Genomic DNA, 24,030 nt, shown 5'->3' with positions numbered 1-24,030 from the left:
TTTCGATTAAAACGACGCTTTTACACTCAATCCAAATCTTCTTGAACTAGGTCCGTTCAGGAAGTCAAATCCTTGTGCGTTACCAATACCGGCACCCTGTACGTTAGGGTCGAAATTAGCACCTTCAGGAGTGTTATAGGCATCGTACCACAAGTTAAACCCTTGAGCGGTAAAAGACAAGGCTCCGAAAGGTGTATTGTCAAGCCACTTCTTAGGAACATTGTACCCCAATGAGATCTCTTGTAAACGAATTACAGACGCATCGTATACTTTGGCCTCTGCAGGACCGAACAAAATGTTGTTAAAGTAATACGTAGAGTTGTTGATCTGCAGGTTGTTTGGTTCACCGGTAGATTGTCTTACACCAGGAAGGATGTAAGTATCCTCACGGTTCAAGGTTTCAACGATCAGACCACGACCAAGTAGCGTAGCAACTGTACTTGACATGATGTCACCACCTTTGATATGGTTGATCTGGAAACCGAAGTTGAAGTTCTTGAACGACATCGTGTTGATGAAGTTCATAGTGTAGTCAGGGTTCGGATTACCAATTACCGGAACATTTCCGTCAAGATCCTGCTCAACGATAACGTAGTCACCTCCGTCGTTAACCAACAGGTTTCCATTCTCATCACGTCCGAAAGCAGTACCTACCATTGCACCAAGAGGTTGTCCCTCGATAGCGGCGTTACCACCTACGAATAGGGTTGAACTACCGGCATAGATAATGATATCCTGCTCTTGCTCAGTAACTACAGGTCGGTAAGTAGAGAAGTTAGCTCTGGTGTTCCATGCAAACCCGTTAGAGTCACTGCGGAACCAGTCAATTCCCATATCAATCTCAACCCCGTCACCTTCGATCTTACCAACGTTACTTTGTGTAAAAGTAAATCCGGTTGAAGGAGATAAAGGCTCATTTACGATCAGGTCAGTAGTCGTTCTGTCGAAATACGTGAAATCAAGTGACACCCTGTTGTTCAGGAATCTTGATTCGAAACCTAATTCGTACTCAGTAAGAAGCTCAGGCTTCAGGTTAGGATTCGGACGGAAACCGGCAACCTGGTTGGTTGTGTATTGACCTCCATCTCCATATACCTGGGTGTTCTGCTCAACAATGGCTACAGTTGGATAACCAGTAGGGAATGATGCAGAAGATCCAAGACCGGCTCTTAACTTCAGGTAGTTCAGACCACCCTGAGACTGAATGCCTTTGAAGGCCTCAGTAGGAAGGAAAGACGCACTCACTGAAGGATAGGTTCTACTGTTGTTCTCAGTGGTCAGGTTCGAAACCCAGTCTGTACGGGTCGAAGCTGTAAGGAATAACATGTTGTCGAAATCAACGGTTACCTGTCCTAAAAGACCCGCAATATTTTGCTTTTGCGTGAATTGGATTGGTAACTGGTTCTCATAGTTGAAGTGTCTTTTCACACCAAAAACGATCTGACCATTACTTCTGGCACCCTGACGATCATAGATAGTTGATCTTGAGGTAGCACCAACGTTAAAGGTCATACCAATCTTTTCAGAAAGATCATAATCACCATTTAAGGCAAGGTAGTGATCCCAGATAGTGTTGTTGTTGTCATAGGTTTCGTAAAAACCGAAGATCGCCTGTGAAAACTCAACTCCACCTTTGTTTGAACCGTTCTCATTACGCTCGTTATAGAAGTCTAAACCACCTCGATAGGTGATGTTCAGATTATCATTGAACTCGTAAGTCATGGCTGCGTTCCAGAATACACGGTTTGTCAACTGTGAATAAGTAACGTTTTCAGCAATCCAGCGTGGGTTGATAATGTCGTTACCATTACGATAGTAAACAGATGAACCATCGATCGGGTTCTGGAAAGGAAGACCCATCAGGTCAACTGAACGCGGAGTAAAGAATACGTTCGCGAACAATGACAGACCTAAGGTACCGTTACCACGTGAAGCAGCAACCGGAGGTGTGCGGTAGTCAGTTCTTGAGTAGTTCATGGAACCGCTTACTGTAAACTTGTTCGATAATCTCGAGCTACCACCGATAGAGATGTTAGTTCTTGTGAGTGAGTTACCGGGAACGAAACTATCGTCGTTCAGGTAACCGAAGTTTACGTTGTAATTGGTTCTTCCGTCTTCTGAAGATCCGGTTACGTTAACCGATGTATTGGTTACAGATCCATCAGAGAAGAAATTCTCTACAGAATCATAAGGTCTCCAGTCATAACGGGCTCCCTGTAGTTCCGGGAATGCTTCTCTGGTAGAAGCTACCGCGGTAGTTGAGTAAGGGTGCTCAAGAGTTCCGTTGTCATCGATGGCAGGCTGGTTACCCCATCCTGAAACCCCTTCTCTGTCGAAACTTGGTCCCCAGTTAGAGAAGAACCATCCGAAAGACTGGTCGAAACCGTTACCGTACTGATCCTGATAGTCAGGCATTGAAGCCATTTGGTTCACAAAGTACGATTGGTTAACGGTGATCTCGGTCTTCTTAACAGCACCTTCCTGGGCACGTGACTTGGTAGTAATCAGGATTACCCCGTTCTTACCTTGAGTACCATATAGTGTGGCAGCTGCAAGACCTTTTAATACTTCTACTTTTGCAATGTTGTTTGGATCCAGATCCAGGAAACGCGAAGAACCGGTGTTTCCGTCAAGGAAGTTACCGGCGGCGTTGGTGTCATTCGAGAATGGAACACCATCAACGATGAAAAGAGCCTGGTTACTTCCACTGAAGGAACTCAAACCACGAATCACCACGTTTGTACCAGAACCTGACATACCACCGGCAGCGGTAATGTTCACCCCGGAAGCCTTTCCGGTAAGAACACGAGCCACATCACCTTCAGTACGTGATTCCAGCTGATCAGAATCTACAGAAGAAACCGCATAACCCAGTGCCTTCTTTTCTCTTCGGATACCCTGAGCCGTAACAACTACTTCTTCAAGAGCCTGGGCATCTTCTACTAATTGTACGTTGATCACATTTGACTGACCAACTTCTCTTTCTTCAGATTTTTGACCGATAAAGGAGTAAACCAGAATATCTCCAACCTCAGCTTGAATAGAGTAATTACCATCAAAATCTGTTTGTGTACCCGTTGCGGTACCCTTAACGACGACGTTTGCCCCAGGGAGCGGGAGACCGTTCTGGTCGGTCACCACCCCGGTGATCGTCTTTTCTTGCGCAAACGATAGTTGCGCAATTAACACCATTAACAGTGTTAAAAATCCATAAGATTTTGTCTTCATACTGTTTAATTAATTTGAATTAGCGGCTTGCAATTTGATAAAAATTTGTTAAAAACACAAAACAAAATCCTAACAATAATGGTATTGGACATCACAAATGCTAAATTTTTAATAAATCGCTTGTGTTTTGATCAAAAGCGTATTTAAAAGTTTCTTTATTAAAGTTTTAATAATGCTTAACTAAAAATTAACAGGAAGCCTTGTTAATACAGGAGTTGTGAAGTTTTAGAGGGTCTTGGAATAAGCTCCTGTTTATCAGTTCGACCCGGGTTTTATAGAAAATAAGTTCTAATTTTGGAGTGTTAACAACTTTATTTTAAAAACGGGGTCTTTCCGGGGTGTTTTTAATCCTGTAGGTGTTTCAGTTTGCACTTTCTCCAAAAAAGGGCGGCTATTTGTCAGTTGAATTTCGGGAATAGGTTTCTGCCGGAGACTTCGATTTCGGTGCAAAGTCATGAGATGTGATAATTCTCTTTGCATGTTTCTTTCCTTATTAATGATGCTCTCAGGGTCAGACGCTTTTCAAGTTTGTAGCTGTTGACTTATGTGGTGGTTCCTGTTGTTATTCTTCGCAAAGAAGTCGGACCATGTATTTGTCTGAAGGAGACAGAAGATGGCAGAAGTATTGATAAGGGTCTCTGACGTATTGTGTAGTCAGTAATAATTTTCCCGGGTACCTCTATAAAAATGAAGTTGCTGCCTGTTTAAAACAAATGTGCCAAGCTGGGCATGAAATGGGTTGTATGAAAATTATATAGGTGTATGGTGTATTTGCTTTTTTCGAAAGAAAAATTGCTTGAAGGTGGCTTTTTGCTCTTTTTGTTTTGTAGGTTGAATTCATCATGTCTTACTTGAATTCCTACTCATTATTGTTAGGAGAGGCAATCGCTGTTATTCCTGATGTTTCCCATTTGCATGAAAATTAATCTCTTACCGTTTGAATTATAATTAATTATTTCTACCTTTGCCGACCTCAAAAAGGCATGTGTCTCATTTATAAGGGGTTTATGCTGCCGTATAATATCGGCTGAGGATTATATAAAAACAGAAATTTTTATTGTTAAGTAAATTATGCCAACAATTTCACAGTTAGTACGAAAAGGAAGAGCCACGATTACCAAGAAGAGTAAATCGGCTGCTTTGGATTCGTGCCCTCAACGTCGAGGAGTTTGTACGCGTGTTTACACCACAACACCTAAGAAGCCTAACTCGGCTATGCGTAAAGTAGCCAGGGTTCGTCTTACAAACGGTAAAGAGGTGAACGCTTACATTCCCGGAGAGGGGCACAACCTTCAAGAGCACTCGATAGTATTGGTAAGAGGCGGAAGGGTAAAAGACTTGCCTGGTGTTAGGTACCACATCGTTCGCGGTGCGCTGGATACAGCGGGTGTTCAGGGAAGAACACAGCGACGATCTAAGTACGGAGCAAAACGCCCTAAAAAGTAATTAAAACTTTAAAGAGAAGACATGAGAAAAAGACAGGCTAAAAAAAGACCTCTTTTACCAGATCCACGGTTTAACGATCAGTTGGTGACCCGCTTCGTAAACATGATGATGTGGGATGGTAAGAAATCGGTCGCTTTTAAGGTTTTTTACGATGCGATTGACATCGTAGATGAGAAAAAGCAGGACGAAGAGAAGACCGCTTTGGAAATATGGAAAGATGCCCTTTCAAATGTGATGCCTCACGTAGAAGTGAGAAGCCGTCGTGTTGGAGGAGCTACTTTTCAAATTCCTATGCAGATTCGCCCTGACAGAAAGGTGTCTATGGCTATGAAATGGTTAATAGGATTCGCTCGTAAGCGTAACGAAAAATCAATGGCACAACGTTTGGCTGCTGAAGTACTTGCTGCTGCCAAAGAAGAAGGTGCTGCCGTTAAAAAACGAGTGGATACACATAAGATGGCTGAGGCTAATAAAGCATTCTCTCATTTTAGATTTTAACCTATAAAAGACACAGTTTAAAAATGGCACAAAGAGATTTAAAATATACAAGAAACATAGGAATTGCAGCGCACATCGACGCCGGTAAAACAACGACTACCGAGCGTATCCTCTTTTATACCGGTATGAGTCACAAGATCGGTGAGGTACACGATGGTGCAGCAACCATGGACTGGATGGAGCAAGAGCAGGAGCGTGGTATTACCATTACTTCAGCAGCTACCACCTGTACCTGGAAATTCCCGATGGAAAAAGGTCAGCCCCTTCCTGATGCCAAGGATTATCACTTCAATATTATCGATACTCCCGGGCACGTTGACTTTACCGTAGAGGTGAACCGTTCGCTTCGAGTTCTCGACGGATTGGTTTTCCTTTTCAGTGCAGTTGACGGGGTTGAGCCTCAGTCGGAGACCAACTGGCGTCTGGCTGATAACTACAGCGTTCCCCGTATCGGGTTCGTGAACAAGATGGACAGACAAGGTTCTAACTTCCTGGCTGTATGTAAGCAGGTAAAGGAGATGTTAGGGTCTAAAGCAGTTCCGATTGTACTTCCTATAGGTGATGAGGCAGACTTTAAAGGCATCGTTGACCTGGTTAAGAACAGAGCGATCATCTGGCATGAAGAGAATTTCGGTTCTACTTTTGATGAAGTGGATATTCCGGAAGAGATGCAGGAGGAAGTTGATATGTACCGTGCGCAGCTGATCGAGGCTGTAGCTGAGTACGATGAAGAACTTATGGAAAAATTCTTCGAAGATGAGGATTCTATTACTGAAGATGAGATTCATGCGGCCCTTCGTGCGGCTGTAATGGACCTGAGCTTCGTGCCAATGGTTTGTGGTTCGTCTTTCAAGAACAAAGGAGTTCAATTCCTGCTTGACTGTGTTTGTCGTTACCTTCCTTCTCCTATAGATAAGGAGGCTATCATAGGGACAGATCCTGACAGTGGAGAGGAGATCTCAAGAAAACCACTTGTAGATGCACCTTTCTCAGCGCTGGCATTTAAAATTGCCACCGACCCGTTTGTAGGTCGTCTGGCATTCTTCCGCGCTTATTCAGGTAGACTTGATGCAGGTTCATATGTGTTGAATACCCGTTCTGGTAAGAAAGAGCGTATTTCCCGTATTTACCAAATGCACTCTAACAAGCAGAATGCTATTGAATATATCGAAGCCGGAGATATCGGAGCTGCAGTAGGTTTCAAAGATATCAAGACCGGTGATACTCTCTGTGATGAGAAAAACCCGATTGTGCTGGAAAGTATGGACTTCCCTGATCCGGTAATCGGTATCGCAGTTGAGCCTAAGACCAAGGCAGATGTTGATAAGCTGGGTATGGCTCTTGCCAAGCTGGCTGAAGAAGATCCAACCTTCCAGGTTAAGACTGATGAAGCCTCAGGGCAAACGATCATCTCTGGAATGGGAGAGCTTCACCTTGATATTATCTGTGACCGTCTGAAGCGTGAATTTAAAGTAGATGTTACCCAGGGTCAGCCTCAGGTTGAGTACAAGGAAGCTATTACGGCTTCTGCTGATCACCGTGAGGTGTACAAGAAGCAGACAGGTGGTCGTGGTAAATTCGCGGATATCGTGTTTACCCTGCAGCCTGCTGAAGAAGGTAAGACTGGACTTGAGTTCGTCAATGAGATCAAAGGTGGTAACATTCCTAAGGAATTTGTTCCTTCAGTAGAGAAAGGATTCAGGGAAGCCATGAAGAACGGGCCGATGGCCGGATTCGAAATGGATGCCATGAAAGTTACCCTGAAAGACGGTTCATTCCACCCTGTGGATTCAGATCAGCTGTCTTTTGAACTGGCTGCCAAGCTTGGATATAAAGAAGCGGCCAAGAAAGCCAAGGCTGTTATTATGGAGCCCATCATGAAGCTGGAGGTATTGACTCCTGAAGAAAACATGGGTGATATCGTAGGTGACCTTAACCGTCGTCGTGGTCAGGTGAACAGCATGGGTGACCGTGCCGGTTCGAAAGTGATCAAGGCAGAGGTGCCGCTTTCAGAAATGTTTGGATATGTAACCTCTCTGAGAACGCTTTCTTCAGGTCGTGCTACATCAACTATGGAATTCTCTCACTATGCAGAAACTCCTTCGAACATCGCTGAAGAGGTAATTAAGGCAGCTAAAGGAGTTAACGCTTAAATTTAAAGGAAATGAGTCAAAAGATCAGAATAAAGCTTAAGTCATACGATCATAATCTGGTAGATAAGTCGGCTGAGAAGATCGTAAAAACTGTAAAGACTACCGGTGCAGTGGTGACCGGACCAATTCCGCTTCCCACGCACAAGAAGATTTTTACGGTACTGCGTTCGCCTCACGTTAACAAGAAGTCGAGAGAGCAGTTTGAGTTGAGCTCATACAAGCGTCTTCTTGATATCTACAGTTCTTCATCAAAGACTATTGATGCTCTGATGAAGCTTGAGCTGCCCAGCGGGGTAGAGGTAGAGATCAAGGTGTAACTTGACAGCAACCGAAGACGGGAGAGTTTTCGGTACATGTCCGGAGCGTTTCGCGAAGGAAAAACGGAAAGAAATACGTTCAGGGTTGAAAGTATTTTTGACCCTGAACTTTTATAGAGTAATTATTGTTAAGTATTAATCTGACCTGGTAAAAAGGGTCGTTAAATTAAATTTTAGAATGTCTGGGTTAATTGGAAAGAAAATTGGTATGACCAGCATATTCGACGAGAACGGGAAAAACATTCCTTGTACTGTGATCGAAGCTGGGCCATGTGTAGTTACCCAAGTCAGAACCAAAGAGGTTGACGGGTATGAAGCTCTTCAGCTTGGTTTCGATGACAAGGCAGAAAGACATGCTAACAAGGCCGAAGCAGGCCATGCAAAAAAAGCAGGGGTTTCTCCTAAAAGAAAAGTTGTCGAGTTCCAGGATTTTGAAGGCGAGTATAAATTAGGTGACAGTGTCACTGTTGAACAATTTGTAGAAGGTGAGTTCGTAGATGTGACGGGTACCTCTAAAGGAAAAGGTTTCCAGGGGGTTGTTAAACGTCACGGGTTCGGCGGTGTCGGACAAGCGACTCACGGTCAGCACAACCGTTTGAGAGCGCCCGGTTCTATCGGTGCTGCCTCTTACCCTGCACGTGTTTTTAAAGGAATGCGTATGGCAGGGCAAATGGGGTCTGAAAAAGTAACAGTTCAAAACTTAAGAGTGTTGAAAGTGGTTCCAGAGAAAAACCTTTTAGTGGTTAAAGGGTGTGTTCCAGGTCACAAAAACGCTTATGTAATCGTTCAGAAGTAATGGAAGTAGCAGTTTTAGATATCAATGGAAAAGAAACCGGTAGAAAGGTAAACCTTTCTGATTCGGTTTTCGGAATAGAGCCGAGCAATCATGCGGTGTACCTTGATGTGAAGCAATATCTTGCGAATCAGCGTCAGGGAACCCACAAGGCGAAAGAAAGAGCTGAGATCGCAGGGAGTACCCGTAAGATCAAGAAGCAAAAAGGTACCGGTACTGCAAGAGCCGGTAGCATCAAGTCACCGATCTTTAAAGGTGGTGGGCGAATCTTTGGTCCGAGACCAAAAGATTATACGCAGCGACTGAACAAATCGGTGAAGCGTCTGGCCAGAAGATCAGCGTTGACTCAAAAAGCTCAGGAAAAGGCGATAGTGGTAGTTGAAGATTTCAACTTTGAAGCGCCAAAAACCAAGGAGTTTACAGCGGTGCTAAAGGCCTTAGGCTTAGAGAATAAAAAGTCTTTGTTCGTCTTGGGCGATTCAAATAATAACGTATATTTGTCGTCGCGTAATTTGAAGGCGTCTGACGTGATAACAAGCTCAGAATTAAGCACTTACAAAATCGTTAACGCGAAGAGTATCGTGCTTTTAGAGGGTGCGTTGGAGAAAATCGAGTCAAATTTAAGTAAATAAGGAACCCATGAGTGTGTTAATTAAACCTATCATTACCGAAAAAGCAACCGCAGACAGCGAGTTGAATAATCGTTATGGTTTTATCGTGGATCCCCGTGCTAACAAGCTGGAGATCAAGAATGCGGTAGAATCTGCTTATGGCGTTTCTGTTGAAAAAGTTCGTACCATGAACTATGGTCCTACCCGTAAGACCCGTTATACAAAAACAGGAATTCAGCGCGGTAAGACCAATGCCTTTAAGAAAGCTGTTGTTCAGGTAGCCGAAGGAGATATTATTGATTTTTATAGTAATATATAAGTTAAAGACAAGAGATGTCAGTTAGAAAATTAAAACCAGTAACTCCCGCACAGCGTTTTAGAGTAGTAAACGGATTTGACGCGCTTACTACTGATAAGCCGGAGAAGAGCTTGCTCGCTCCGTTAAAAAAGTCGGGAGGTAGAAACAGTCAAGGAAAGATGACCATGCGCTATATGGGTGGTGGTCATAAGCGTAAGTATCGTGTGGTTGACTTCAAGAGGGCTAAAGTCGGAATGGAGGCAACGGTTGAATCGATACAGTACGATCCGAACAGAACGGCATTCATCGCCCTTATTACATATACTGACGGGGAGAAAAATTACATCATTGCTCAGAACGGACTTCAGGTCGGTCAGACCGTGAAGTCGGGTTCAGGCGTTTCTCCAGAGATCGGGAATGCGATGCCTTTAAGTGAAGTGCCATTAGGTACGATCATATCTTGTGTGGAGCTGCGCCCCGGACAAGGAGCTGTAATGGCTCGGTCTGCAGGTGCTTTTGCTCAGTTGATGGCCAGAGAGGGCAAGTATGCCACTATCAAGTTGCCTTCGGGTGAAACCCGTTTGGTACTGGCCAACTGTATGGCTACGATCGGAGCGGTGTCTAATTCAGATCACCAGCTGATCGTTTCAGGTAAGGCCGGTAGAAAACGCTGGTTGGGTAGAAGACCGAGAACAAGACCTGTGGTTATGAACCCTGTCGATCACCCAATGGGTGGTGGTGAAGGAAGAGCTTCAGGAGGTCACCCAAGATCCAGAAAAGGTCTTCCTGCTAAAGGTTTTAGAACGCGTTCTAAAACTAAAGCAAGTAACAAGTATATCGTAGAACGTAGAAAGAAATAAACACTAAGAAATGGCACGTTCATTAAAAAAAGGACCTTACGTTCACTATAAGTTAGAGCAGAAGGTTCAGCAAAATATAGAATCAGGAAAGAAAACCGTAATCAAAACCTGGTCCAGAGCGTCATTGATCACTCCGGATTTCGTAGGTCAGACGATCGCGGTTCATAATGGTCGCCAGTTTGTTCCGGTCTATGTTACCGAGAACATGGTGGGCCACAAGCTAGGAGAATTTTCACCGACACGATCATTCCGTGGTCATGCCGGTGCGAAAAATAAAGGTAAAAAATAATAAGTAGCCATGGGAGTTCGAAAAAAAGAAAGAGCAGAGCAAATAAAGGAAGCTAAAAAGAGTTTGGCTTTTGCTAAGTTGAATAACTGCCCTACTTCACCCAGGAAGATGCGACTGGTAGCAGATCTGGTACGCGGTGAAAAAGTAGAGAAGGCACTTGCTATTTTGAAGTTTAGCCAAAAAGAGGCTTCTCGCCGCCTGGAGAAGCTGTTGCTTTCAGCGATAGCTAACTGGCAGGCTAAGAACGAGGAAGCTGATATCGAGGCGGCAGACCTTTATGTGAAAGAGATCAGAGTAGACGGAGGAAGCATGCTGAAGCGTCTTCGTCCGGCACCTCAGGGTCGTGCACACAGAATAAGAAAGCGTTCCAATCACGTAACATTAGTGCTTGGATCTAATAATAACACTCAAAGCTAATAGGAAGAATAGTATGGGACAGAAAACAAATCCAATAGGAAATCGCCTTGGTATCATCAGAGGATGGGAATCCAACTGGTACGGAGGTAACGATTACGGGGATAAACTTGCTGAAGACGATAAGATCAGGAAGTATATCCATGCCCGTCTTTCTAAAGCGAGTGTTTCAAGGGTAATCATCGAGCGAACCCTGAAGCTTGTAACCGTTACTATCACCACCGCGCGCCCCGGTATCATTATCGGAAAAGGCGGTCAGGAGGTAGACAAGCTGAAAGAAGAGCTTAAGAAGATCACTGATAAAGAGGTTCAGATCAACATCTTTGAGATCAAAAGACCTGAGCTGGATGCTCACCTGGTTGCGTCAAGTATCGCACGTCAAATCGAAAACAGGATCTCCTACCGACGTGCCATTAAAATGGCTATTGCCGCAGCTATGCGTATGAACGCAGAAGGTATCAAAATCCAGATTTCAGGACGACTGAACGGTGCTGAAATGGCGCGTTCAGAGTCTTATAAAGATGGTCGCATCCCTTTATCAACTTTTAGAGCTGATATTGATTATGCACTGGAAGAAGCTCATACTACTTATGGTAGGCTGGGTGTAAAAGTGTGGATCATGAAAGGCGAGGTCTACGGAAAGAGAGACCTTTCTCCTTTGACCGGCATGTCAAAAAAGCAGGGAAAAGGAAGAGGTAATGCAGGAGGAAAAGGAAAAGCTCGTCGTAGAAAGTAATTTTTTAAAGTAAGAAAAAATGTTACAGCCGAAAAGAACAAAATACCGTAAGCAGCAAAAGGGCCGTATGAAAGGCATCTCTCAAAGAGGGCATGAGCTTTCAAACGGTATGTTCGGAATAAAGTCTCTTGATTCTAAGTTCATCACTGCCCGTCAGATTGAGGCAGCTCGTGTGGCGGCAACCCGTTACATGAAAAGAGAAGGACAGTTGTGGATCAAGATTTTCCCGGACAAACCTATCACAAAGAAGCCTCTTGAGGTGCGTATGGGTAAAGGTAAAGGTGCTCCCGAATATTGGGCAGCTGTAGTTAAACCAGGTCGAATTATGTTCGAAGTGGGTGGTGTACCCATGGAGGTAGCGAAAGAAGCGTTGCGATTAGCCGCTCAGAAACTACCCGTTAGAACCAAGTTCGTAGTAGCCAGGGATTATTCAGCTTAATTTATTTATTAAGAAGAACATGAAACAATCAGAGATTAGAGAATTATCTACTGCTGAGCTACAAGAAAAGCTTGGTGTTGCTAAAAAGCAGTATGCAGATCTGAAATTAGCTCACGCGATCACACCGCTGGAAAACCCGATTCAGCTTCGTAATACAAGAAGAACGGTAGCCAGACTGGCCACGGAGCTTACGAAAAGAGAATTACAATAATTCGATTCTGCTAGAGATGGAAAATAGAAATTTAAGAAAAGAAAGAATAGGGGTAGTAACCAGTAACAAAATGCAGAAGTCGATTGTGGTTTCTGAGGTGAAACGCGTAAAGCACCCTATGTACGGAAAGTTCGTGTTGAAAACGAAAAAATACGTTGCACACGACGAAAAAGAAGATTGCAACATTGGTGACACTGTTAAGATCATGGAAACAAAGCCCATGAGCAAAACCAAATGTTGGAGATTAGTTGAAATCATTGAAAGAGCTAAATAATTATGGTACAACAGGAATCAAGATTAAAAGTAGCAGACAATACCGGAGCCAAAGAAGTTTTGGCTATCCGTGTACTCGGCGGTACTAAAAGACGCTATGCCTCAGTAGGTGATAAGATCGTTGTTACTGTTAAAGATGCCACCCCTAACGGAAACGTGAAAAAGGGACAGGTATCTACAGCAGTAGTTGTTCGTACCAGAAAAGAGGTAAGACGTCCTGACGGATCTTACATTCGTTTCGATGATAATGCCTGCGTGCTGCTCAACCCACAAGGTGAAATGCGCGGTACCCGTGTATTCGGACCCGTAGCGAGAGAATTGCGCGACAAGCAGTTTATGAAAATTGTATCATTAGCACCTGAAGTGCTTTAATACAGCAAAGAAATGATGAAACTAAAGATAAAATCAGGAGATACTGTGAGAGTGATAGCCGGAGACCACAAAGGGTCAGAAGGTAAAGTTCTCAGAGTAGATCGTGAAAAGAACAAAGCGATCGTTGAGGGAGTGAACCTGGTCAAGAAGCATGAAAAGCCCAGTGCTCAGAACCCTCAGGGAGGAATCGTTGAAAAAGAAGCTCCGATTCATATCTCAAACCTGTCACTGATCGATCCTAAGTCAGGAGAGACCACACGTGTTGGATACGAGGAGAGAGATGGTAAGAAAGTGAGATTTTCTAAAAAATCTAATGAAGTAATTTAATTATGGCTTACATTCCAAGACTAAAGAAAGAGTATAAAGAGAGAATAGTCTCTTCTCTTACCGAAGAATTTGGGTACGACAATATCATGATGGTACCTAAACTTGAAAAGATTGTGATTAGCCGTGGAGTAGGTGCAGCTGTAGCTGATAAGAAGCTTATAGATCACGCCGTTGACGAGCTGAGCAGAATTTCAGGACAGAAAGCTGTAGCTACGATGTCTAAAAAGGACGTAGCTTCATTTAAACTGCGTAAGGGAATGCCTATCGGGGCAAAAGTAACCCTTCGCGGAGAGCGTATGTATGAATTTTTAGATCGTTTGATTACTTCAGCACTGCCACGAGTAAGAGATTTTAATGGTGTCAAGGCCAATGGTTTCGACGGAAGAGGAAATTATAACCTCGGTATTACCGAGCAGATCATCTTCCCTGAGATCGATATCGATAAGGTGCACAAGGTGGCCGGAATGGATATAACATTCGTGACCACTGCCGAAACCGATAAAGAGGCGAAATCATTATTGAGCGAACTAGGATTACCTTTTAAAAAGAATTAAGTATGGCTAAAGAATCAATGAAAGCCCGCGAGGTTAAAAGACAAAAAATGGTAGATAAATATGCCGAGAAGCGCAAAGCCCTTAAAGAGGCTGGCGACTGGGAGGCATTGCAGAAGCTGCCTAAGAACTCTTCACCTGTACGTTTGCACAACCGTTGTAAGCTTACCGGAAGACCAAGGGGTTATATGCGTACTTTCGGTATTTCACGGGTTATGTTCCGAGAAATGGCCAACAAGGGTCTGATCCCCGGAGTTAAAAAAGCAAGTTGGTAAAAGTTTTAAAAGGATAAAAGATGTATACAGATCCTATAGCAGATTATTTAACACGTATTAGAAACGCAAACAGCGCGGGTCACAGAGTGGTTGAAATACCAGCTTCAAAGCTTAAGAAGGAGATCACTAAGATCCTTTTCGACCAGGGGTATATCCTGAGCTACAAGTTCGAAGACGATACCGCTCAGGGAACGATCAAGATCGCTCTTAAGTATGACAAGCAGACCAAAGAGCCTGTTATCAGAAAAATACAGCGTATCAGTAAGCCCGGATTGAGAAAATACAGCGGGAAAGATGAACTTCCTCGTGTTCTCAACGGATTGGGAATTGCGATTGTTTCAACCTCTCACGGGGTGATGACAAGCAAGCAGGCCCAGCAGGAGAGCGTTGGTGGAGAAGTGTTGTGTTACGTTTACTAATCATTAAAGACAAAAGGAAATGTCAAGAATAGGTAATAGTCCAATAGTGATTCCGGAAGGGGTTACTGTAGATGTAAAGGAAGACGAAGTTACCGTTAAAGGTAAGCTTGGAGAGCTTACGCAGAAATTTTCAGACGTGACCGTGAAGGTCGAGGAAGGAAATATCATTGTAGAGCGTTCTTCAGACGGGAAAGATTTAAAAGCCAAGCATGGGTTATACCGGTCTTTGTTCAATAATATGATCGAAGGGGTTTCTAACGGCTTTACGAAAGAATTAGAATTGGTAGGAGTAGGATACCGCGCCAGCAACCAGGGACAAAAACTGGATCTGGCACTGGGCTTCTCACATAATATCGTTATGGAGCTGGCTCCTGAGATCAAGGTTGAGACTGTTTCAGAAAAAGGTAAGAACCCTATCGTTAAATTGACTTCTCACGATAAGCAACTGGTCGGGCAGGTAGCTGCCAAGATCCGTTCATTCCGTAAGCCTGAGCCTTACAAAGGAAAAGGTGTTAAGTTTGTGGGAGAACAACTGAGAAGAAAAGCAGGTAAATCAGCTTAATAATTTAGCATTATGGCATTATCAAAGACTGAAAGAAGACAGAGAATTAAGAACAGAATTCGCAAGGATGTTTCCGGAACGGAAGCAAGACCGCGTCTGGCTGTTTACAGAAGTAATAAAGAGATTTACGCGCAATTGATCGATGACAATGAAGGGAAAACCCTTATTGCTGCATCATCTCGCGATAAAGAGATCAGCGATGCTACAGGTACGAAATCTGAAATCGCAGCTCTTGTTGGGAAAGCAATTGCCGAAAAGGCGATCAAAGCCGGGTACGAAACCATCACTTTTGACAGAGGTGGATACCTTTACCACGGTAGAGTTAAATCATTGGCTGAAGGTGCCAGAGAAGCAGGACTTAAATTCTAAGAAAAGTTATGTATCAAAATTATAAGAACGTAGAATTGGTGAAGCCTGGAGGACTTGAGTTAAAAGATCGTCTTGTAGGTGTACAACGAGTAACTAAAGTAACCAAGGGTGGTCGTGCTTTTGGTTTTTCAGCTATCGTCGTGGTAGGAAATGAAGATGGTGTTGTTGGTCACGGACTTGGAAAGTCTAAAGAGGTGGCAGACGCTATTTCCAAAGCGGTTGAAGATGCGAAGAAAAACCTGGTAAGAGTTCCGCTGAATAAGGGTACATTGCCTCATGAGCAAAAAGGAAAATACGGCGGTGCCCGTGTATTCCTTAAGCCAGCCTCTCACGGTACCGGGGTAATCGCCGGTGGAGCGGTTCGTGCCGTACTGGAAGCTGTAGGGGTACATGACGTACTTTCAAAGTCACAAGGGTCTTCGAACCCTCACAATGTGGTTAAGGCGACCTTTGACGCATTATTGCGCCTGAGAGATGCCAAAACCGTGGCTGCTCAGCGAGGAATTTCTTTAGAAAAAGTTTTTAAAGGATAAATCAAGGATAAGATGGGAAAGATAAAAGTTACACAGGTAAGGAGCAACATTAAGCGTCCGCAGGATCAAAAGCGTACCCTGGAGGCGTTAGGGCTCAATGGAATAGGCCAGGAGGTGGAACATGAAGCAACACCTAGCATCCTTGGTATGGTAAAAAAAGTAGAACACCTAGTTTCTGTAGAAGAAGCTTAATAACAATATAGTTATGGATTTAAGTAACTTACAACCCGCTGAAGGTTCAGTACATAAAAACGGAAAGCGAGTAGGAAGAGGTCAGGGATCTGGCAAAGGTGGTACTGCCGCCCGAGGTCATAAGGGTGCCAAGTCTCGTTCTGGTTACTCTAAAAAGATCGGTTTTGAAGGAGGTCAGATGCCACTTCAAAGACGAGTGCCTAAATTTGGTTTCAACAACATCAACCGTAAGGAGTATGTTGGTATCAATTTGAGCAAACTTCAGGAGTTGGCCGATAAAGGGGTGATCAAAGACACCGTGGATATGGACCTTCTGATAGAGAACCGAATCGTGAAGTCTTCTGACCTGGTTAAAATTCTGGGTGGAGGAGAACTGAAGGCTAAATTAAAGGTATCTGTTCATAAATTTACTGCCAGCGCAAAAGCAGCTATCGAGGCAGCAGGAGGAGAGGCCGTAAATTTATAACCCAATAAGTAACCATGAAGAAATTTATAGAGACATTAAGCAATATCTGGAAAATTGAAGAGTTGAAAGGTAGAATCCTGGTGACCCTCGGTTTGCTGTTAGTTTACCGTTTTGGTGCCCAGGTGGTACTTCCGGGTATTGATGCACAACAACTTGCAGAACTCACTTCCCGTACAGACGGTGGTGGGTTATTGGGAATATTGAATGCATTTACCGGGGGTGCTTTTGCTAATGCCTCTGTGTTTGCTTTAGGTATCATGCCGTACATATCGGCATCTATTGTTGTGCAGTTAATGGGTCTCGCCATTCCTTACCTTCAGAAGTTACAGAAAGAAGGAGAGAGTGGTAGAAAGACCCTGAATCAGATCACCCGATGGCTGACCATCGGAATATGTCTGGTGCAGGCACCTGCTTACCTGTATGGATTAGGAGCTCTTGGAGTTCCTGACAGCGCCTTTATTCTTGGTAAAGGCCTTGATTTTATGATCCCTGCCGTGTTGATTCTGGTAACAGGAACGATTTTTGCAATGTGGTTGGGTGAAAAGATTACCGATAAAGGAATCGGGAACGGTATTTCCCTGCTGATCATGGTAGGTATTATCGCAACTCTTCCTATTTCATTTGCTCAGGAATTCGATTCTGTGGTGAATCGAAATAATGGAGGGCTGATCCTGATCCTGATCGAAGTTATTTTATGGTTCGTGGTCATTCTGGCCTGTATCATGCTGGTAATGGCTACACGTCAGATTCCGGTTCAGTACGCCAGAAGAACGGCTTCAGGCGGATACGAAAAGAACGTTTTCGGTTCGCGTCAGTATATACCCCTTAAGCTGAATGCTTCAGGTGTAATGCCGATCATTTTCGCACAAGCGATCATGTTTGCCCCCGGTTATATCGGGAGTATCGGTATGCTGAAAGACACGGCTGTCGGACAATGGCTGCAGGTGAATTTTGGAAATGGTTCCATGTTCGGTTTCTGGTATAACCTGGTGTTTGCGCTGTTGATCATCGTGTTCACCTATTTCTATACCGCTATCACTGTGCCTACCAATAAAATGGCTGATGATCTGAAACGTAGCGGCGGATTTATTCCCGGTATCAGACCCGGAAAGGAAACCGCTGATTATTTGGATAAAATAATGTCGCTGATCACTTTCCCGGGATCGTTATTCCTGGCTGTGATCGCTGTTTTCCCTGCCATCGTGGTTAATGTGATGGGTATTCAACAGGGATGGGCACTGTTCTACGGAGGTACTTCGCTGCTTATTATGGTGGGAGTTGCCATCGATACCATGCAGCAGGTTAACGCCTATCTGTTGAACAGGCATTATGACGGTTTAATGAAAACAGGTAAAAACAGAAAAGTTGTAGCTTAATTATGGCGAAACAACAAGCAATAGAACAAGACGGAACCATTATCGAGGCATTATCGAATGCTATGTTCCGCGTAGAACTTGAGAATGGTCACGTGGTAACGGCTCATATCTCCGGAAAGATGCGTATGCACTATATTAAATTGCTTCCGGGTGATAAGGTAAAACTCGAAATGAGTCCGTACGATTTAACTAAAGCAAGAATTACTTATAGATATTAAAGAGATGAAAGTAAGAGCATCACTAAAAAAGAGAAGTCCCGAGTGCAAAATTGTGCGTAGGAAAGGGAGATTATACGTTATTAACAAAAAGAATCCTAGATTTAAACAAAGACAAGGTTAAGTTATGGCTAGAATCGCAGGTGTAGACTTACCAAAACAAAAAAGAGGAGTTATAGGATTAACTTACATATTTGGAGTTGGTAAAAGCAGAGCAAAAGAAATCCTTGAGAAAGCTCAGGTAAGTGAAGATACGAAGGTATCAGACTGGGCTGATGATGAAATTGCTCGTATTCGTGAAGCAGTGTCTTCATATAAGATCGAAGGTGAGCTTCGTTCTGAGGTTCAACTGAACATCAAGCGATTGATGGATATCGGTTGTCAGAGAGGTATTCGACACAGAGCGGGTCTGCCGTTAAGAGGTCAGCGTACCAAGAATAACTCCAGAACAAGAAAAGGTAAAAGAAAAACTGTTGCTAACAAGAAAAAAGCAACTAAATAACAGGTAGCTAATTATGGCAAAGGCAAAGTCAAAAGCGGGTGCTAAGGCCGCTAAAAAGCGCAAAGTAGTAGTTGACGCCGTGGGTGAAGCCCATATCGCTGCATCTTTTAATAACGTAATTATCTCTCTTACCAACAAAAAAGGAGACGTGGTTTCATGGTCTTCTGCCGGAAAGATGGGATTCAGAGGTTCTAAAAAGAATACTCCTTATGCAGCTCAGATCGCTGCAGAAGATGCTGCAAAAGTAGCCCAGGAGGCTGGATTACGTAAAGTGAAAGTTTATGTGAAAGGTCCGGGTTCAGGTAGAGAATCTGCCATCAGATCCATTCACAATGCAGGTATCGAAGTAACCGAGATCATCGACGTTACCCCACTACCTCACAACGGATGTCGTCCTCCTAAAAGAAGAAGAGTTTAATTAAATCAATGTTTACCGAAGGTTTTTATACGATTATCGAAGGATAGCCTTAATTCATAATCACCTTCATAATTTTAAACAAACATGGCAAGATATACAGGTCCTAAGACTAAGATAGCCCGTAAATTCGGAGAAGCTATTTTTGGTGACGATAAGTCATTTGAAAAGCGTAATTACCCTCCGGGGCAACACGGTAATAACCGTAGAAGAGGTAAAAAGTCTGAATATGCAGTTCAGTTGATGGAAAAGCAGAAAGCGAAGTACACTTACGGAATTCTTGAAAAGCAATTCAGAAATCTATTCGAAAAAGCAAACCGTAAAAAAGGCGTAACCGGTGAAGTGCTGTTGCAACTTTGCGAATCACGTCTTGATAATGTGGTATTCCGTATGGGGGTTTCTCCTTCACGAAGAGGTGCAAGACAGCTTGTGTCACACCGTCACATTACCGTAAACGGTGAAGTGGTAAATATTCCTTCCTATCAATTAAAACCTGGCGATGTAGTTGGGGTGCGCGAAAAATCAAAATCTCTTGAGGTTATCGGTAACGCGCTTGCTAACAACAGCAGTGTTTATGAGTGGATCACCTGGAACAATGAAAAGAAAGAGGGCACATTTGTTAGCGTTCCGGAAAGAATCCAGATTCCTGAAAACATCAAGGAACAATTAATCGTCGAGTTATACTCTAAATAATAATTAGTCAGCAGTCGTACTATGGCAATATTAAATTTTCAAAAGCCCGATAAAGTTATAATGATCGATTCTACCGATTTCGAAGGTAAGTTTGAATTCAGACCTTTGGAACCGGGATACGGATTGACCGTTGGGAACGCTCTTAGAAGAGTACTTTTATCTTCTTTAGAAGGTTTCGCAATCACTTCAACCCGAATCGATAAAGTGGAACACGAGTTCTCAACCATAGAGGGTGTGGTAGAAGACGTGACCGAAATCATCCTGAACCTGAAGCAAGTTCGTTTCAAGCGTCAGATCGATGATATCGATAACGAAACCGTTTCTATTTCTCTTACCGGTAAGGATCAGATAACTGCTGGTGATTTTCAGAAATTCATCTCAGGATTTCAGGTCTTAAATCCAGACTTGGTCATTTGTAATCTTGACAAAGAGGTGACTATCAATATGGAAATTACCATTGAAAAGGGTCGCGGATATGTACCTGCTGAAGAGAATAAGAAGGCTAACGCTCCATTGGGAACCATCTTTACCGATGCGATCTACACTCCTATCAGGAATGTGAAATTCAGCATCGAGAACTACAGGGTAGAACAGAAAACCGACTATGAGAAGTTGGTATTCGAGATCATTACAGATGGTTCTATTCATCCTAAAGATGCGTTGACCGAGGCAGCCAAAATCCTGATCCATCACTTCATGTTGTTCTCAGATGAGCGCATCACGCTTGAAGCAGACGAGATCGCTCAGACCGAAACCTATGATGAAGAGTCTCTGCACATGCGTCAGTTACTCAAGACCAAGCTGGTCGACATGGACCTTTCGGTACGTGCGCTTAACTGCCTGAAAGCTGCAGAGGTTGATACCCTTGGAGATTTGGTATCCTTCAATAAAAACGATTTAATGAAATTCAGAAACTTCGGTAAGAAGTCACTCACCGAACTTGAAGAACTTGTGAATAACAAAGGCTTGAGTTTTGGAATGGATCTTTCGAAGTACAAACTAGATAAGGATTAGTTTTCCTTTGCCTTCCCTCTTCTGGGGGAAGGTGAAAGGGATTAATTAAAGAATACAATGAGACACGGAAAGAAATTTAACCATTTAGGGAGAAAAACAGCTCACAGAAAGGCGATGCTGGCCAATATGGCCTGTTCGCTGATCGAGCACAAGCGAATCAATACCACCCTGGCGAAGGCGAAAGCTCTTAAGCAGTTTGTGGAGCCTCTTGTTACAAAATCAAAAGAAGATACCACGCACAACCGTCGTATCGTTTTCAGTAAACTGCGTGATAAAGAAGCGGTTTCTGAACTATTCAGAGATGTGGCTGCCAAGGTAGGTGATCGTCCGGGAGGATATACCCGAGTGATCAAGCTTGGAAACAGGCTGGGTGATAATGCCGATATGGCGCTTATCGAGCTTGTTGATTACAATGAGACCTATAATGCAGGTAAGCCTGAGAAGAAGAAATCTACTCGTAGAGGTAGAGGTAAAAAATCTTCTGCAGAGCAGGAAACCGCAGAAGTTAAAAATGAAAACACTCAGGAAGCTGACAAATCAGGTAAAGCTGAAGAATAGTGATTCCCGTTTTCACAACATATCAAAAAGGATAAACGCTTTAGTTTATCCTTTTTTTTATGTTATTTTGTTAAACTTTTTAGCACAATAATTCAATGAAATATCAGTCGAAAAAGAAGGCATTGATCCTGTTGGCAGACGGGACCATTTTTTATGGAAAAGCAGTAGGTAATAATGAAGGCAGCGCCTTTGGAGAAGTTTGTTTCAATACCGGAATGACCGGGTATCAGGAGATCTTTACAGATCCGTCATATTTCGGTCAGATCATGGTAACCACCAATGCACATATAGGAAACTATGGTGTAAAGGAGGGTGAAGAAGAATCTGATACGGTTAAGATCGCAGGGCTGGTTTGCAAAAACTTCAGCTACGTGCCATCAAGAAAAGGTATGACCGATTCGCTGGAGGAGTTTCTGGATCGCAACGGGCTCTTTGCCATATCAGATGTAGATACACGTGCTTTGGTGAGTTATATCAGGGATCATGGGGCCATGAATGCCGTAATTTCCACCGAAACAGATAAGATTGATGAACTTAAGAAGAAACTGGCCGAATATCCGAAAATGGAAGGGCTGGAGCTCGCATCAAGGGTTTCGACCAAAGAGCCATATTTCGTAGGTGAGCCCGATGCTACCTACAAGATCGCAGCTCTCGACCTGGGAATCAAAAAGAATATACTCAGAAACCTTGCAAAAAGAGACTGCTATATTAAAGTCTTTCCTTTTGACAGCAGCTTCGAAGAAATGAAGGCTTTCGAGCCTGATGGTTATTTCCTTTCCAACGGTCCGGGAGACCCTGAGCCATTGAGCAATGCTATAGAGGTAGCCAAAAAAATCATGGAAGAAGATCAGCCCTTGTTCGGGATCTGTCTGGGTCACCAGATCGTTGCCCTGGCCCAGGGAATATCAACTTTCAAGATGTATAACGGACACCGTGGTATCAATCACCCCGTGATCAATCACCTGACCGGAAAGGGGGAAATCACCTCCCAGAACCATGGTTTTGCGATCGACAGGAAGGAGACCGAAGCTAATAGCGATATTGAGATCACTCATACCCACCTGAACGACCAGACGGTTATGGGTATCAGGCACAAAAGCAAGAACTGTTTTTCAGTTCAGTATCACCCCGAAGCCGGACCCGGTCCGAATGACGCTACCTATTTATTCGATCAGTTTATTGAGAATATAAAACAAAGAAAATTAGAAACAGTATGAGTTTAATCATCAGCGTTCATGCGCGACAAATCCTTGATTCAAGAGGAAATCCGACAGTAGAGGTAGATGTTATAACCGAAAGTGGAATTCTGGGAAGAGCAGCGGTGCCTTCCGGAGCTTCTACAGGAGAGCACGAGGCCGTAGAATTACGCGATGGCGGAAAAGCCTTCATGGGTAAGGGTGTAGCTAAGGCCGTAGACAATGTGAATACCATTATTGCTGAAGAACTGGTAGGAGCTTCTGTATTTGAGCAGAACCTTATCGACCAGACGATGATCGACCTGGATGGAACTCCTAACAAATCAAAGCTGGGTGCGAATGCTATTCTTGGAGTTTCTCTGGCGGTTGCAAAGGCAGCGGCCAATGAGCTCGCCATGCCATTGTACCGATATGTAGGTGGAGTCAGTGCAAATACGCTGCCTGTTCCGATGATGAATATTATTAACGGAGGGTCGCATTCAGATGCGCCTATCGCTTTCCAGGAATTCATGATCATGCCGGTGAAGGCTCAAAGCTTTTCACAGGCCATGCAGATGGGGACAGAGATCTTTCATAACCTCAAAAAGGTACTGCATGACCGAAACCTGAGTACAGCAGTAGGAGATGAGGGTGGATTTGCACCTACTCTTGATGGTACCGAAGATGCACTTGATACCATAAGCAAAGCCGTTGAAAAGGCAGGATATAAGATGGGTGATGAGATCATGATCGCCCTTGACTGTGCTGCTGCAGAATTTTATGTAGACGGTAAGTATGATTACACCAAATTCGAAGGTGATAAAGGTGCAGTGCGGAGCTCAGAGGAGCAGGCTGATTACCTGGCATCTCTTTGCGAAAAATACCCAATCATATCGATCGAAGATGGGATGGATGAGAACGACTGGGATGGCTGGAAGATGCTGACTGATCGTGTAGGCGATAAGGTGCAGCTGGTAGGAGATGATCTGTTTGTGACCAATGTGGAGCGCCTTTCCAGAGGAATTGATAATGGTATAGCGAATTCTATCCTGATCAAGGTGAATCAGATCGGTACCCTTACCGAAACGATCGCAGCGGTAAACATGGCAAAAAATGCCGGTTATACATCTGTGATGTCTCACCGCTCAGGCGAAACCGAAGATAATACGATTGCAGATCTCGCAGTGGCACTTAATACCGGACAGATCAAAACCGGTTCAGCCTCCAGAAGTGACCGTATGGCTAAGTATAACCAGTTGCTCAGAATCGAGGAAGATCTGGGAGCTGTGGCATATTATCCGGGACAAAAGGCTTTTAAAGTAGGCTGATTTCCCCGAAAATAAGAGTTTTTAAGCCCTTTTCTGTCAGGAATAAGGGCTTTTTTTATGTTCTTTATTAACAATGTTTTAATGATATCGCAATTTCCAGTCTGCCGGGAATTGGTTATCTT

The 24,030-nt window shown here is 43.7% G+C and carries 35 protein-coding genes; 34 read left to right on the top strand and 1 reads right to left on the bottom strand.

Going from position 1 to position 24,030, the window contains the following annotated elements:
- Window positions 1–6 precede the first annotated feature (6 nt).
- Window positions 7–3,228 carry a SusC/RagA family TonB-linked outer membrane protein gene (locus K7R10_RS06040; protein WP_224483787.1) on the bottom strand — a complete coding sequence of 1,074 codons (3,222 nt, stop codon included), beginning with the start codon at window positions 3,226–3,228 and terminating at the stop codon, window positions 7–9.
- Between the two features lie 1,071 nt (window positions 3,229–4,299).
- Here K7R10_RS06040 and rpsL point away from each other — a divergent pair.
- The 34 genes from rpsL to eno all read left to right on the top strand — a co-directional run bounded on the left by rpsL (window position 4,300) and on the right by eno (window position 23,908).
- A complete protein-coding gene (gene rpsL, locus K7R10_RS06035; protein ID WP_143954394.1) occupies window positions 4,300–4,674 on the top strand; it encodes a 30S ribosomal protein S12 in 375 nt (124 codons plus the stop codon).
- Between the two features lie 21 nt (window positions 4,675–4,695).
- Window positions 4,696–5,172, top strand: a complete 477-nt coding sequence (gene rpsG, locus K7R10_RS06030) for a 30S ribosomal protein S7 (protein WP_224483786.1) — start codon at window positions 4,696–4,698, stop codon at window positions 5,170–5,172.
- A 23-nt stretch (window positions 5,173–5,195) separates the two neighbouring features.
- Window positions 5,196–7,325 carry an elongation factor G gene (gene fusA / locus K7R10_RS06025; RefSeq protein ID WP_224483785.1) on the top strand — a complete coding sequence of 710 codons (2,130 nt, stop codon included), beginning with the start codon at window positions 5,196–5,198 and terminating at the stop codon, window positions 7,323–7,325.
- Window positions 7,326–7,336: 11 nt separating this feature from the next.
- Window positions 7,337–7,642: a 30S ribosomal protein S10 gene (gene rpsJ / locus K7R10_RS06020; RefSeq protein WP_013073266.1), complete on the top strand. Its 306-nt coding sequence runs from the start codon at window positions 7,337–7,339 to the stop codon at window positions 7,640–7,642.
- A gap of 178 nt (window positions 7,643–7,820) precedes the next feature.
- Complete coding sequence (gene rplC / locus K7R10_RS06015; RefSeq protein WP_224483784.1) at window positions 7,821–8,438, top strand: 50S ribosomal protein L3; 618 nt, start codon at window positions 7,821–7,823, stop codon at window positions 8,436–8,438.
- Window positions 8,438–9,067 carry a 50S ribosomal protein L4 gene (gene rplD, locus K7R10_RS06010; protein WP_224483783.1) on the top strand — a complete coding sequence of 210 codons (630 nt, stop codon included), beginning with the start codon at window positions 8,438–8,440 and terminating at the stop codon, window positions 9,065–9,067. The genes rplC and rplD overlap by 1 nt, the downstream gene beginning before the upstream one ends.
- Window positions 9,068–9,074: 7 nt before the next feature.
- Window positions 9,075–9,365, top strand: a complete 291-nt coding sequence (gene rplW / locus K7R10_RS06005; protein WP_224483782.1) for a 50S ribosomal protein L23 — start codon at window positions 9,075–9,077, stop codon at window positions 9,363–9,365.
- A 14-nt stretch (window positions 9,366–9,379) separates the two neighbouring features.
- Window positions 9,380–10,204 (top strand): 50S ribosomal protein L2, encoded by an 825-nt coding sequence (rplB, locus tag K7R10_RS06000; protein ID WP_224483781.1) that lies wholly within the window; start codon window positions 9,380–9,382, stop codon window positions 10,202–10,204.
- A 10-nt stretch (window positions 10,205–10,214) separates the two neighbouring features.
- Window positions 10,215–10,493 (top strand): 30S ribosomal protein S19, encoded by a 279-nt coding sequence (gene rpsS, locus K7R10_RS05995; protein WP_224483780.1) that lies wholly within the window; start codon window positions 10,215–10,217, stop codon window positions 10,491–10,493.
- Between the two features lie 9 nt (window positions 10,494–10,502).
- The gene (rplV, locus tag K7R10_RS05990; protein WP_224483779.1) at window positions 10,503–10,910 is read left to right on the top strand and encodes a 50S ribosomal protein L22; all 408 of its coding nucleotides are present in this window, start codon (window positions 10,503–10,505) and stop codon (window positions 10,908–10,910) included.
- A 13-nt stretch (window positions 10,911–10,923) separates the two neighbouring features.
- Window positions 10,924–11,643 carry a 30S ribosomal protein S3 gene (gene rpsC / locus K7R10_RS05985; protein WP_224483778.1) on the top strand — a complete coding sequence of 240 codons (720 nt, stop codon included), beginning with the start codon at window positions 10,924–10,926 and terminating at the stop codon, window positions 11,641–11,643.
- Between the two features lie 19 nt (window positions 11,644–11,662).
- The gene (gene rplP / locus K7R10_RS05980; protein WP_224483777.1) at window positions 11,663–12,082 is read left to right on the top strand and encodes a 50S ribosomal protein L16; all 420 of its coding nucleotides are present in this window, start codon (window positions 11,663–11,665) and stop codon (window positions 12,080–12,082) included.
- A 19-nt stretch (window positions 12,083–12,101) separates the two neighbouring features.
- The gene (rpmC, locus tag K7R10_RS05975) at window positions 12,102–12,293 is read left to right on the top strand and encodes a 50S ribosomal protein L29 (protein ID WP_224483776.1); all 192 of its coding nucleotides are present in this window, start codon (window positions 12,102–12,104) and stop codon (window positions 12,291–12,293) included.
- A gap of 16 nt (window positions 12,294–12,309) precedes the next feature.
- Complete coding sequence (gene rpsQ / locus K7R10_RS05970) at window positions 12,310–12,567, top strand: 30S ribosomal protein S17 (protein ID WP_224483775.1); 258 nt, start codon at window positions 12,310–12,312, stop codon at window positions 12,565–12,567.
- A gap of 2 nt (window positions 12,568–12,569) precedes the next feature.
- Window positions 12,570–12,938 carry a 50S ribosomal protein L14 gene (gene rplN / locus K7R10_RS05965; protein WP_202029073.1) on the top strand — a complete coding sequence of 123 codons (369 nt, stop codon included), beginning with the start codon at window positions 12,570–12,572 and terminating at the stop codon, window positions 12,936–12,938.
- 12 nt (window positions 12,939–12,950) lie between these two features.
- Window positions 12,951–13,265 carry a 50S ribosomal protein L24 gene (gene rplX, locus K7R10_RS05960; RefSeq protein WP_224483774.1) on the top strand — a complete coding sequence of 105 codons (315 nt, stop codon included), beginning with the start codon at window positions 12,951–12,953 and terminating at the stop codon, window positions 13,263–13,265.
- A gap of 2 nt (window positions 13,266–13,267) precedes the next feature.
- Window positions 13,268–13,819 carry a 50S ribosomal protein L5 gene (gene rplE / locus K7R10_RS05955; RefSeq protein ID WP_224483773.1) on the top strand — a complete coding sequence of 184 codons (552 nt, stop codon included), beginning with the start codon at window positions 13,268–13,270 and terminating at the stop codon, window positions 13,817–13,819.
- 2 nt (window positions 13,820–13,821) lie between these two features.
- A complete protein-coding gene (gene rpsN, locus K7R10_RS05950; RefSeq protein WP_224483772.1) occupies window positions 13,822–14,091 on the top strand; it encodes a 30S ribosomal protein S14 in 270 nt (89 codons plus the stop codon).
- A 20-nt stretch (window positions 14,092–14,111) separates the two neighbouring features.
- Window positions 14,112–14,510, top strand: a complete 399-nt coding sequence (gene rpsH / locus K7R10_RS05945) for a 30S ribosomal protein S8 (protein WP_224483771.1) — start codon at window positions 14,112–14,114, stop codon at window positions 14,508–14,510.
- Between the two features lie 19 nt (window positions 14,511–14,529).
- Window positions 14,530–15,072: a 50S ribosomal protein L6 gene (rplF, locus tag K7R10_RS05940; protein WP_224483770.1), complete on the top strand. Its 543-nt coding sequence runs from the start codon at window positions 14,530–14,532 to the stop codon at window positions 15,070–15,072.
- 12 nt (window positions 15,073–15,084) lie between these two features.
- The gene (rplR, locus tag K7R10_RS05935; RefSeq protein WP_224483769.1) at window positions 15,085–15,441 is read left to right on the top strand and encodes a 50S ribosomal protein L18; all 357 of its coding nucleotides are present in this window, start codon (window positions 15,085–15,087) and stop codon (window positions 15,439–15,441) included.
- A gap of 8 nt (window positions 15,442–15,449) precedes the next feature.
- Window positions 15,450–15,974 carry a 30S ribosomal protein S5 gene (gene rpsE / locus K7R10_RS05930; protein WP_224483768.1) on the top strand — a complete coding sequence of 175 codons (525 nt, stop codon included), beginning with the start codon at window positions 15,450–15,452 and terminating at the stop codon, window positions 15,972–15,974.
- A 12-nt stretch (window positions 15,975–15,986) separates the two neighbouring features.
- A complete protein-coding gene (gene rpmD / locus K7R10_RS05925) occupies window positions 15,987–16,166 on the top strand; it encodes a 50S ribosomal protein L30 (protein WP_224483767.1) in 180 nt (59 codons plus the stop codon).
- Window positions 16,167–16,179: 13 nt separating this feature from the next.
- The gene (rplO, locus tag K7R10_RS05920; protein WP_224483766.1) at window positions 16,180–16,632 is read left to right on the top strand and encodes a 50S ribosomal protein L15; all 453 of its coding nucleotides are present in this window, start codon (window positions 16,180–16,182) and stop codon (window positions 16,630–16,632) included.
- Window positions 16,633–16,646: 14 nt separating this feature from the next.
- A complete protein-coding gene (secY, locus tag K7R10_RS05915; RefSeq protein ID WP_224483765.1) occupies window positions 16,647–18,008 on the top strand; it encodes a preprotein translocase subunit SecY in 1,362 nt (453 codons plus the stop codon).
- A gap of 2 nt (window positions 18,009–18,010) precedes the next feature.
- Window positions 18,011–18,226, top strand: a complete 216-nt coding sequence (infA, locus tag K7R10_RS05910; RefSeq protein WP_136335436.1) for a translation initiation factor IF-1 — start codon at window positions 18,011–18,013, stop codon at window positions 18,224–18,226.
- A gap of 4 nt (window positions 18,227–18,230) precedes the next feature.
- Window positions 18,231–18,347, top strand: coding sequence for a type B 50S ribosomal protein L36 (ykgO, locus tag K7R10_RS05905; protein WP_074978891.1), 117 nt, complete (start codon window positions 18,231–18,233; stop codon window positions 18,345–18,347).
- 3 nt (window positions 18,348–18,350) lie between these two features.
- Window positions 18,351–18,725, top strand: a complete 375-nt coding sequence (rpsM, locus tag K7R10_RS05900) for a 30S ribosomal protein S13 (RefSeq protein WP_224483764.1) — start codon at window positions 18,351–18,353, stop codon at window positions 18,723–18,725.
- A gap of 13 nt (window positions 18,726–18,738) precedes the next feature.
- On the top strand, window positions 18,739–19,143 hold the full coding sequence (rpsK, locus tag K7R10_RS05895; protein WP_224483763.1) for a 30S ribosomal protein S11: 405 nt from the start codon (window positions 18,739–18,741) through the stop codon (window positions 19,141–19,143).
- An 84-nt stretch (window positions 19,144–19,227) separates the two neighbouring features.
- On the top strand, window positions 19,228–19,833 hold the full coding sequence (gene rpsD, locus K7R10_RS05890) for a 30S ribosomal protein S4 (RefSeq protein ID WP_224483762.1): 606 nt from the start codon (window positions 19,228–19,230) through the stop codon (window positions 19,831–19,833).
- Window positions 19,834–19,854: 21 nt separating this feature from the next.
- Window positions 19,855–20,847 carry a DNA-directed RNA polymerase subunit alpha gene (locus K7R10_RS05885; RefSeq protein WP_224483761.1) on the top strand — a complete coding sequence of 331 codons (993 nt, stop codon included), beginning with the start codon at window positions 19,855–19,857 and terminating at the stop codon, window positions 20,845–20,847.
- Window positions 20,848–20,904: 57 nt separating this feature from the next.
- Window positions 20,905–21,405 carry a 50S ribosomal protein L17 gene (gene rplQ, locus K7R10_RS05880; RefSeq protein WP_224483760.1) on the top strand — a complete coding sequence of 167 codons (501 nt, stop codon included), beginning with the start codon at window positions 20,905–20,907 and terminating at the stop codon, window positions 21,403–21,405.
- A gap of 95 nt (window positions 21,406–21,500) precedes the next feature.
- Window positions 21,501–22,622: a glutamine-hydrolyzing carbamoyl-phosphate synthase small subunit gene (gene carA, locus K7R10_RS05875; protein WP_224483759.1), complete on the top strand. Its 1,122-nt coding sequence runs from the start codon at window positions 21,501–21,503 to the stop codon at window positions 22,620–22,622.
- Window positions 22,619–23,908, top strand: a complete 1,290-nt coding sequence (eno, locus tag K7R10_RS05870) for a phosphopyruvate hydratase (protein ID WP_224483758.1) — start codon at window positions 22,619–22,621, stop codon at window positions 23,906–23,908. Before carA ends, eno begins: the two co-directional genes overlap by 4 nt.
- Window positions 23,909–24,030 lie beyond the last annotated feature (122 nt).

The sequence above is a fragment of the Robertkochia aurantiaca genome, from assembly GCF_020166495.1.
GTDB lineage: Bacteria > Bacteroidota > Bacteroidia > Flavobacteriales > Flavobacteriaceae > Robertkochia > Robertkochia aurantiaca.
Note: the sequence above shows the minus strand (reverse complement) of the source record. Positions and strands in the feature narration are given on the sequence as shown.

What these genes read in the sequence shown, in the direction of transcription:
- K7R10_RS06040 (WP_224483787.1), bottom strand. Translation starts at nt 3,228, where the DNA reads ATGAAGACAAAATCTTATGGATTTTTAACACTGTTAATGGTGTTAATT.
- ykgO (WP_074978891.1), top strand. Translation starts at nt 18,231, where the DNA reads ATGAAAGTAAGAGCATCACTAAAAAAGAGAAGTCCCGAGTGCAAAATT.
- rplE (WP_224483773.1), top strand. Translation starts at nt 13,268, where the DNA reads ATGGCTTACATTCCAAGACTAAAGAAAGAGTATAAAGAGAGAATAGTC.
- rpsK (WP_224483763.1), top strand. Translation starts at nt 18,739, where the DNA reads ATGGCAAAGGCAAAGTCAAAAGCGGGTGCTAAGGCCGCTAAAAAGCGC.
- rplO (WP_224483766.1), top strand. Translation starts at nt 16,180, where the DNA reads ATGGATTTAAGTAACTTACAACCCGCTGAAGGTTCAGTACATAAAAAC.
- rpsS (WP_224483780.1), top strand. Translation starts at nt 10,215, where the DNA reads ATGGCACGTTCATTAAAAAAAGGACCTTACGTTCACTATAAGTTAGAG.
- rpsN (WP_224483772.1), top strand. Translation starts at nt 13,822, where the DNA reads ATGGCTAAAGAATCAATGAAAGCCCGCGAGGTTAAAAGACAAAAAATG.
- rplN (WP_202029073.1), top strand. Translation starts at nt 12,570, where the DNA reads ATGGTACAACAGGAATCAAGATTAAAAGTAGCAGACAATACCGGAGCC.
- rpsG (WP_224483786.1), top strand. Translation starts at nt 4,696, where the DNA reads ATGAGAAAAAGACAGGCTAAAAAAAGACCTCTTTTACCAGATCCACGG.
- rplW (WP_224483782.1), top strand. Translation starts at nt 9,075, where the DNA reads ATGAGTGTGTTAATTAAACCTATCATTACCGAAAAAGCAACCGCAGAC.
- rpsH (WP_224483771.1), top strand. Translation starts at nt 14,112, where the DNA reads ATGTATACAGATCCTATAGCAGATTATTTAACACGTATTAGAAACGCA.
- eno (WP_224483758.1), top strand. Translation starts at nt 22,619, where the DNA reads ATGAGTTTAATCATCAGCGTTCATGCGCGACAAATCCTTGATTCAAGA.
- rpmC (WP_224483776.1), top strand. Translation starts at nt 12,102, where the DNA reads ATGAAACAATCAGAGATTAGAGAATTATCTACTGCTGAGCTACAAGAA.
- rplV (WP_224483779.1), top strand. Translation starts at nt 10,503, where the DNA reads ATGGGAGTTCGAAAAAAAGAAAGAGCAGAGCAAATAAAGGAAGCTAAA.
- rplR (WP_224483769.1), top strand. Translation starts at nt 15,085, where the DNA reads ATGGCATTATCAAAGACTGAAAGAAGACAGAGAATTAAGAACAGAATT.
- K7R10_RS05885 (WP_224483761.1), top strand. Translation starts at nt 19,855, where the DNA reads ATGGCAATATTAAATTTTCAAAAGCCCGATAAAGTTATAATGATCGAT.
- rpsQ (WP_224483775.1), top strand. Translation starts at nt 12,310, where the DNA reads ATGGAAAATAGAAATTTAAGAAAAGAAAGAATAGGGGTAGTAACCAGT.
- infA (WP_136335436.1), top strand. Translation starts at nt 18,011, where the DNA reads ATGGCGAAACAACAAGCAATAGAACAAGACGGAACCATTATCGAGGCA.
- rpsM (WP_224483764.1), top strand. Translation starts at nt 18,351, where the DNA reads ATGGCTAGAATCGCAGGTGTAGACTTACCAAAACAAAAAAGAGGAGTT.
- rpsE (WP_224483768.1), top strand. Translation starts at nt 15,450, where the DNA reads ATGTATCAAAATTATAAGAACGTAGAATTGGTGAAGCCTGGAGGACTT.
- rplD (WP_224483783.1), top strand. Translation starts at nt 8,438, where the DNA reads ATGGAAGTAGCAGTTTTAGATATCAATGGAAAAGAAACCGGTAGAAAG.
- rplC (WP_224483784.1), top strand. Translation starts at nt 7,821, where the DNA reads ATGTCTGGGTTAATTGGAAAGAAAATTGGTATGACCAGCATATTCGAC.
- carA (WP_224483759.1), top strand. Translation starts at nt 21,501, where the DNA reads ATGAAATATCAGTCGAAAAAGAAGGCATTGATCCTGTTGGCAGACGGG.
- rplQ (WP_224483760.1), top strand. Translation starts at nt 20,905, where the DNA reads ATGAGACACGGAAAGAAATTTAACCATTTAGGGAGAAAAACAGCTCAC.
- rplX (WP_224483774.1), top strand. Translation starts at nt 12,951, where the DNA reads ATGATGAAACTAAAGATAAAATCAGGAGATACTGTGAGAGTGATAGCC.
- rplF (WP_224483770.1), top strand. Translation starts at nt 14,530, where the DNA reads ATGTCAAGAATAGGTAATAGTCCAATAGTGATTCCGGAAGGGGTTACT.
- rpsD (WP_224483762.1), top strand. Translation starts at nt 19,228, where the DNA reads ATGGCAAGATATACAGGTCCTAAGACTAAGATAGCCCGTAAATTCGGA.
- secY (WP_224483765.1), top strand. Translation starts at nt 16,647, where the DNA reads ATGAAGAAATTTATAGAGACATTAAGCAATATCTGGAAAATTGAAGAG.
- fusA (WP_224483785.1), top strand. Translation starts at nt 5,196, where the DNA reads ATGGCACAAAGAGATTTAAAATATACAAGAAACATAGGAATTGCAGCG.
- rpsJ (WP_013073266.1), top strand. Translation starts at nt 7,337, where the DNA reads ATGAGTCAAAAGATCAGAATAAAGCTTAAGTCATACGATCATAATCTG.
- rplB (WP_224483781.1), top strand. Translation starts at nt 9,380, where the DNA reads ATGTCAGTTAGAAAATTAAAACCAGTAACTCCCGCACAGCGTTTTAGA.
- rpsC (WP_224483778.1), top strand. Translation starts at nt 10,924, where the DNA reads ATGGGACAGAAAACAAATCCAATAGGAAATCGCCTTGGTATCATCAGA.
- rplP (WP_224483777.1), top strand. Translation starts at nt 11,663, where the DNA reads ATGTTACAGCCGAAAAGAACAAAATACCGTAAGCAGCAAAAGGGCCGT.
- rpmD (WP_224483767.1), top strand. Translation starts at nt 15,987, where the DNA reads ATGGGAAAGATAAAAGTTACACAGGTAAGGAGCAACATTAAGCGTCCG.
- rpsL (WP_143954394.1), top strand. Translation starts at nt 4,300, where the DNA reads ATGCCAACAATTTCACAGTTAGTACGAAAAGGAAGAGCCACGATTACC.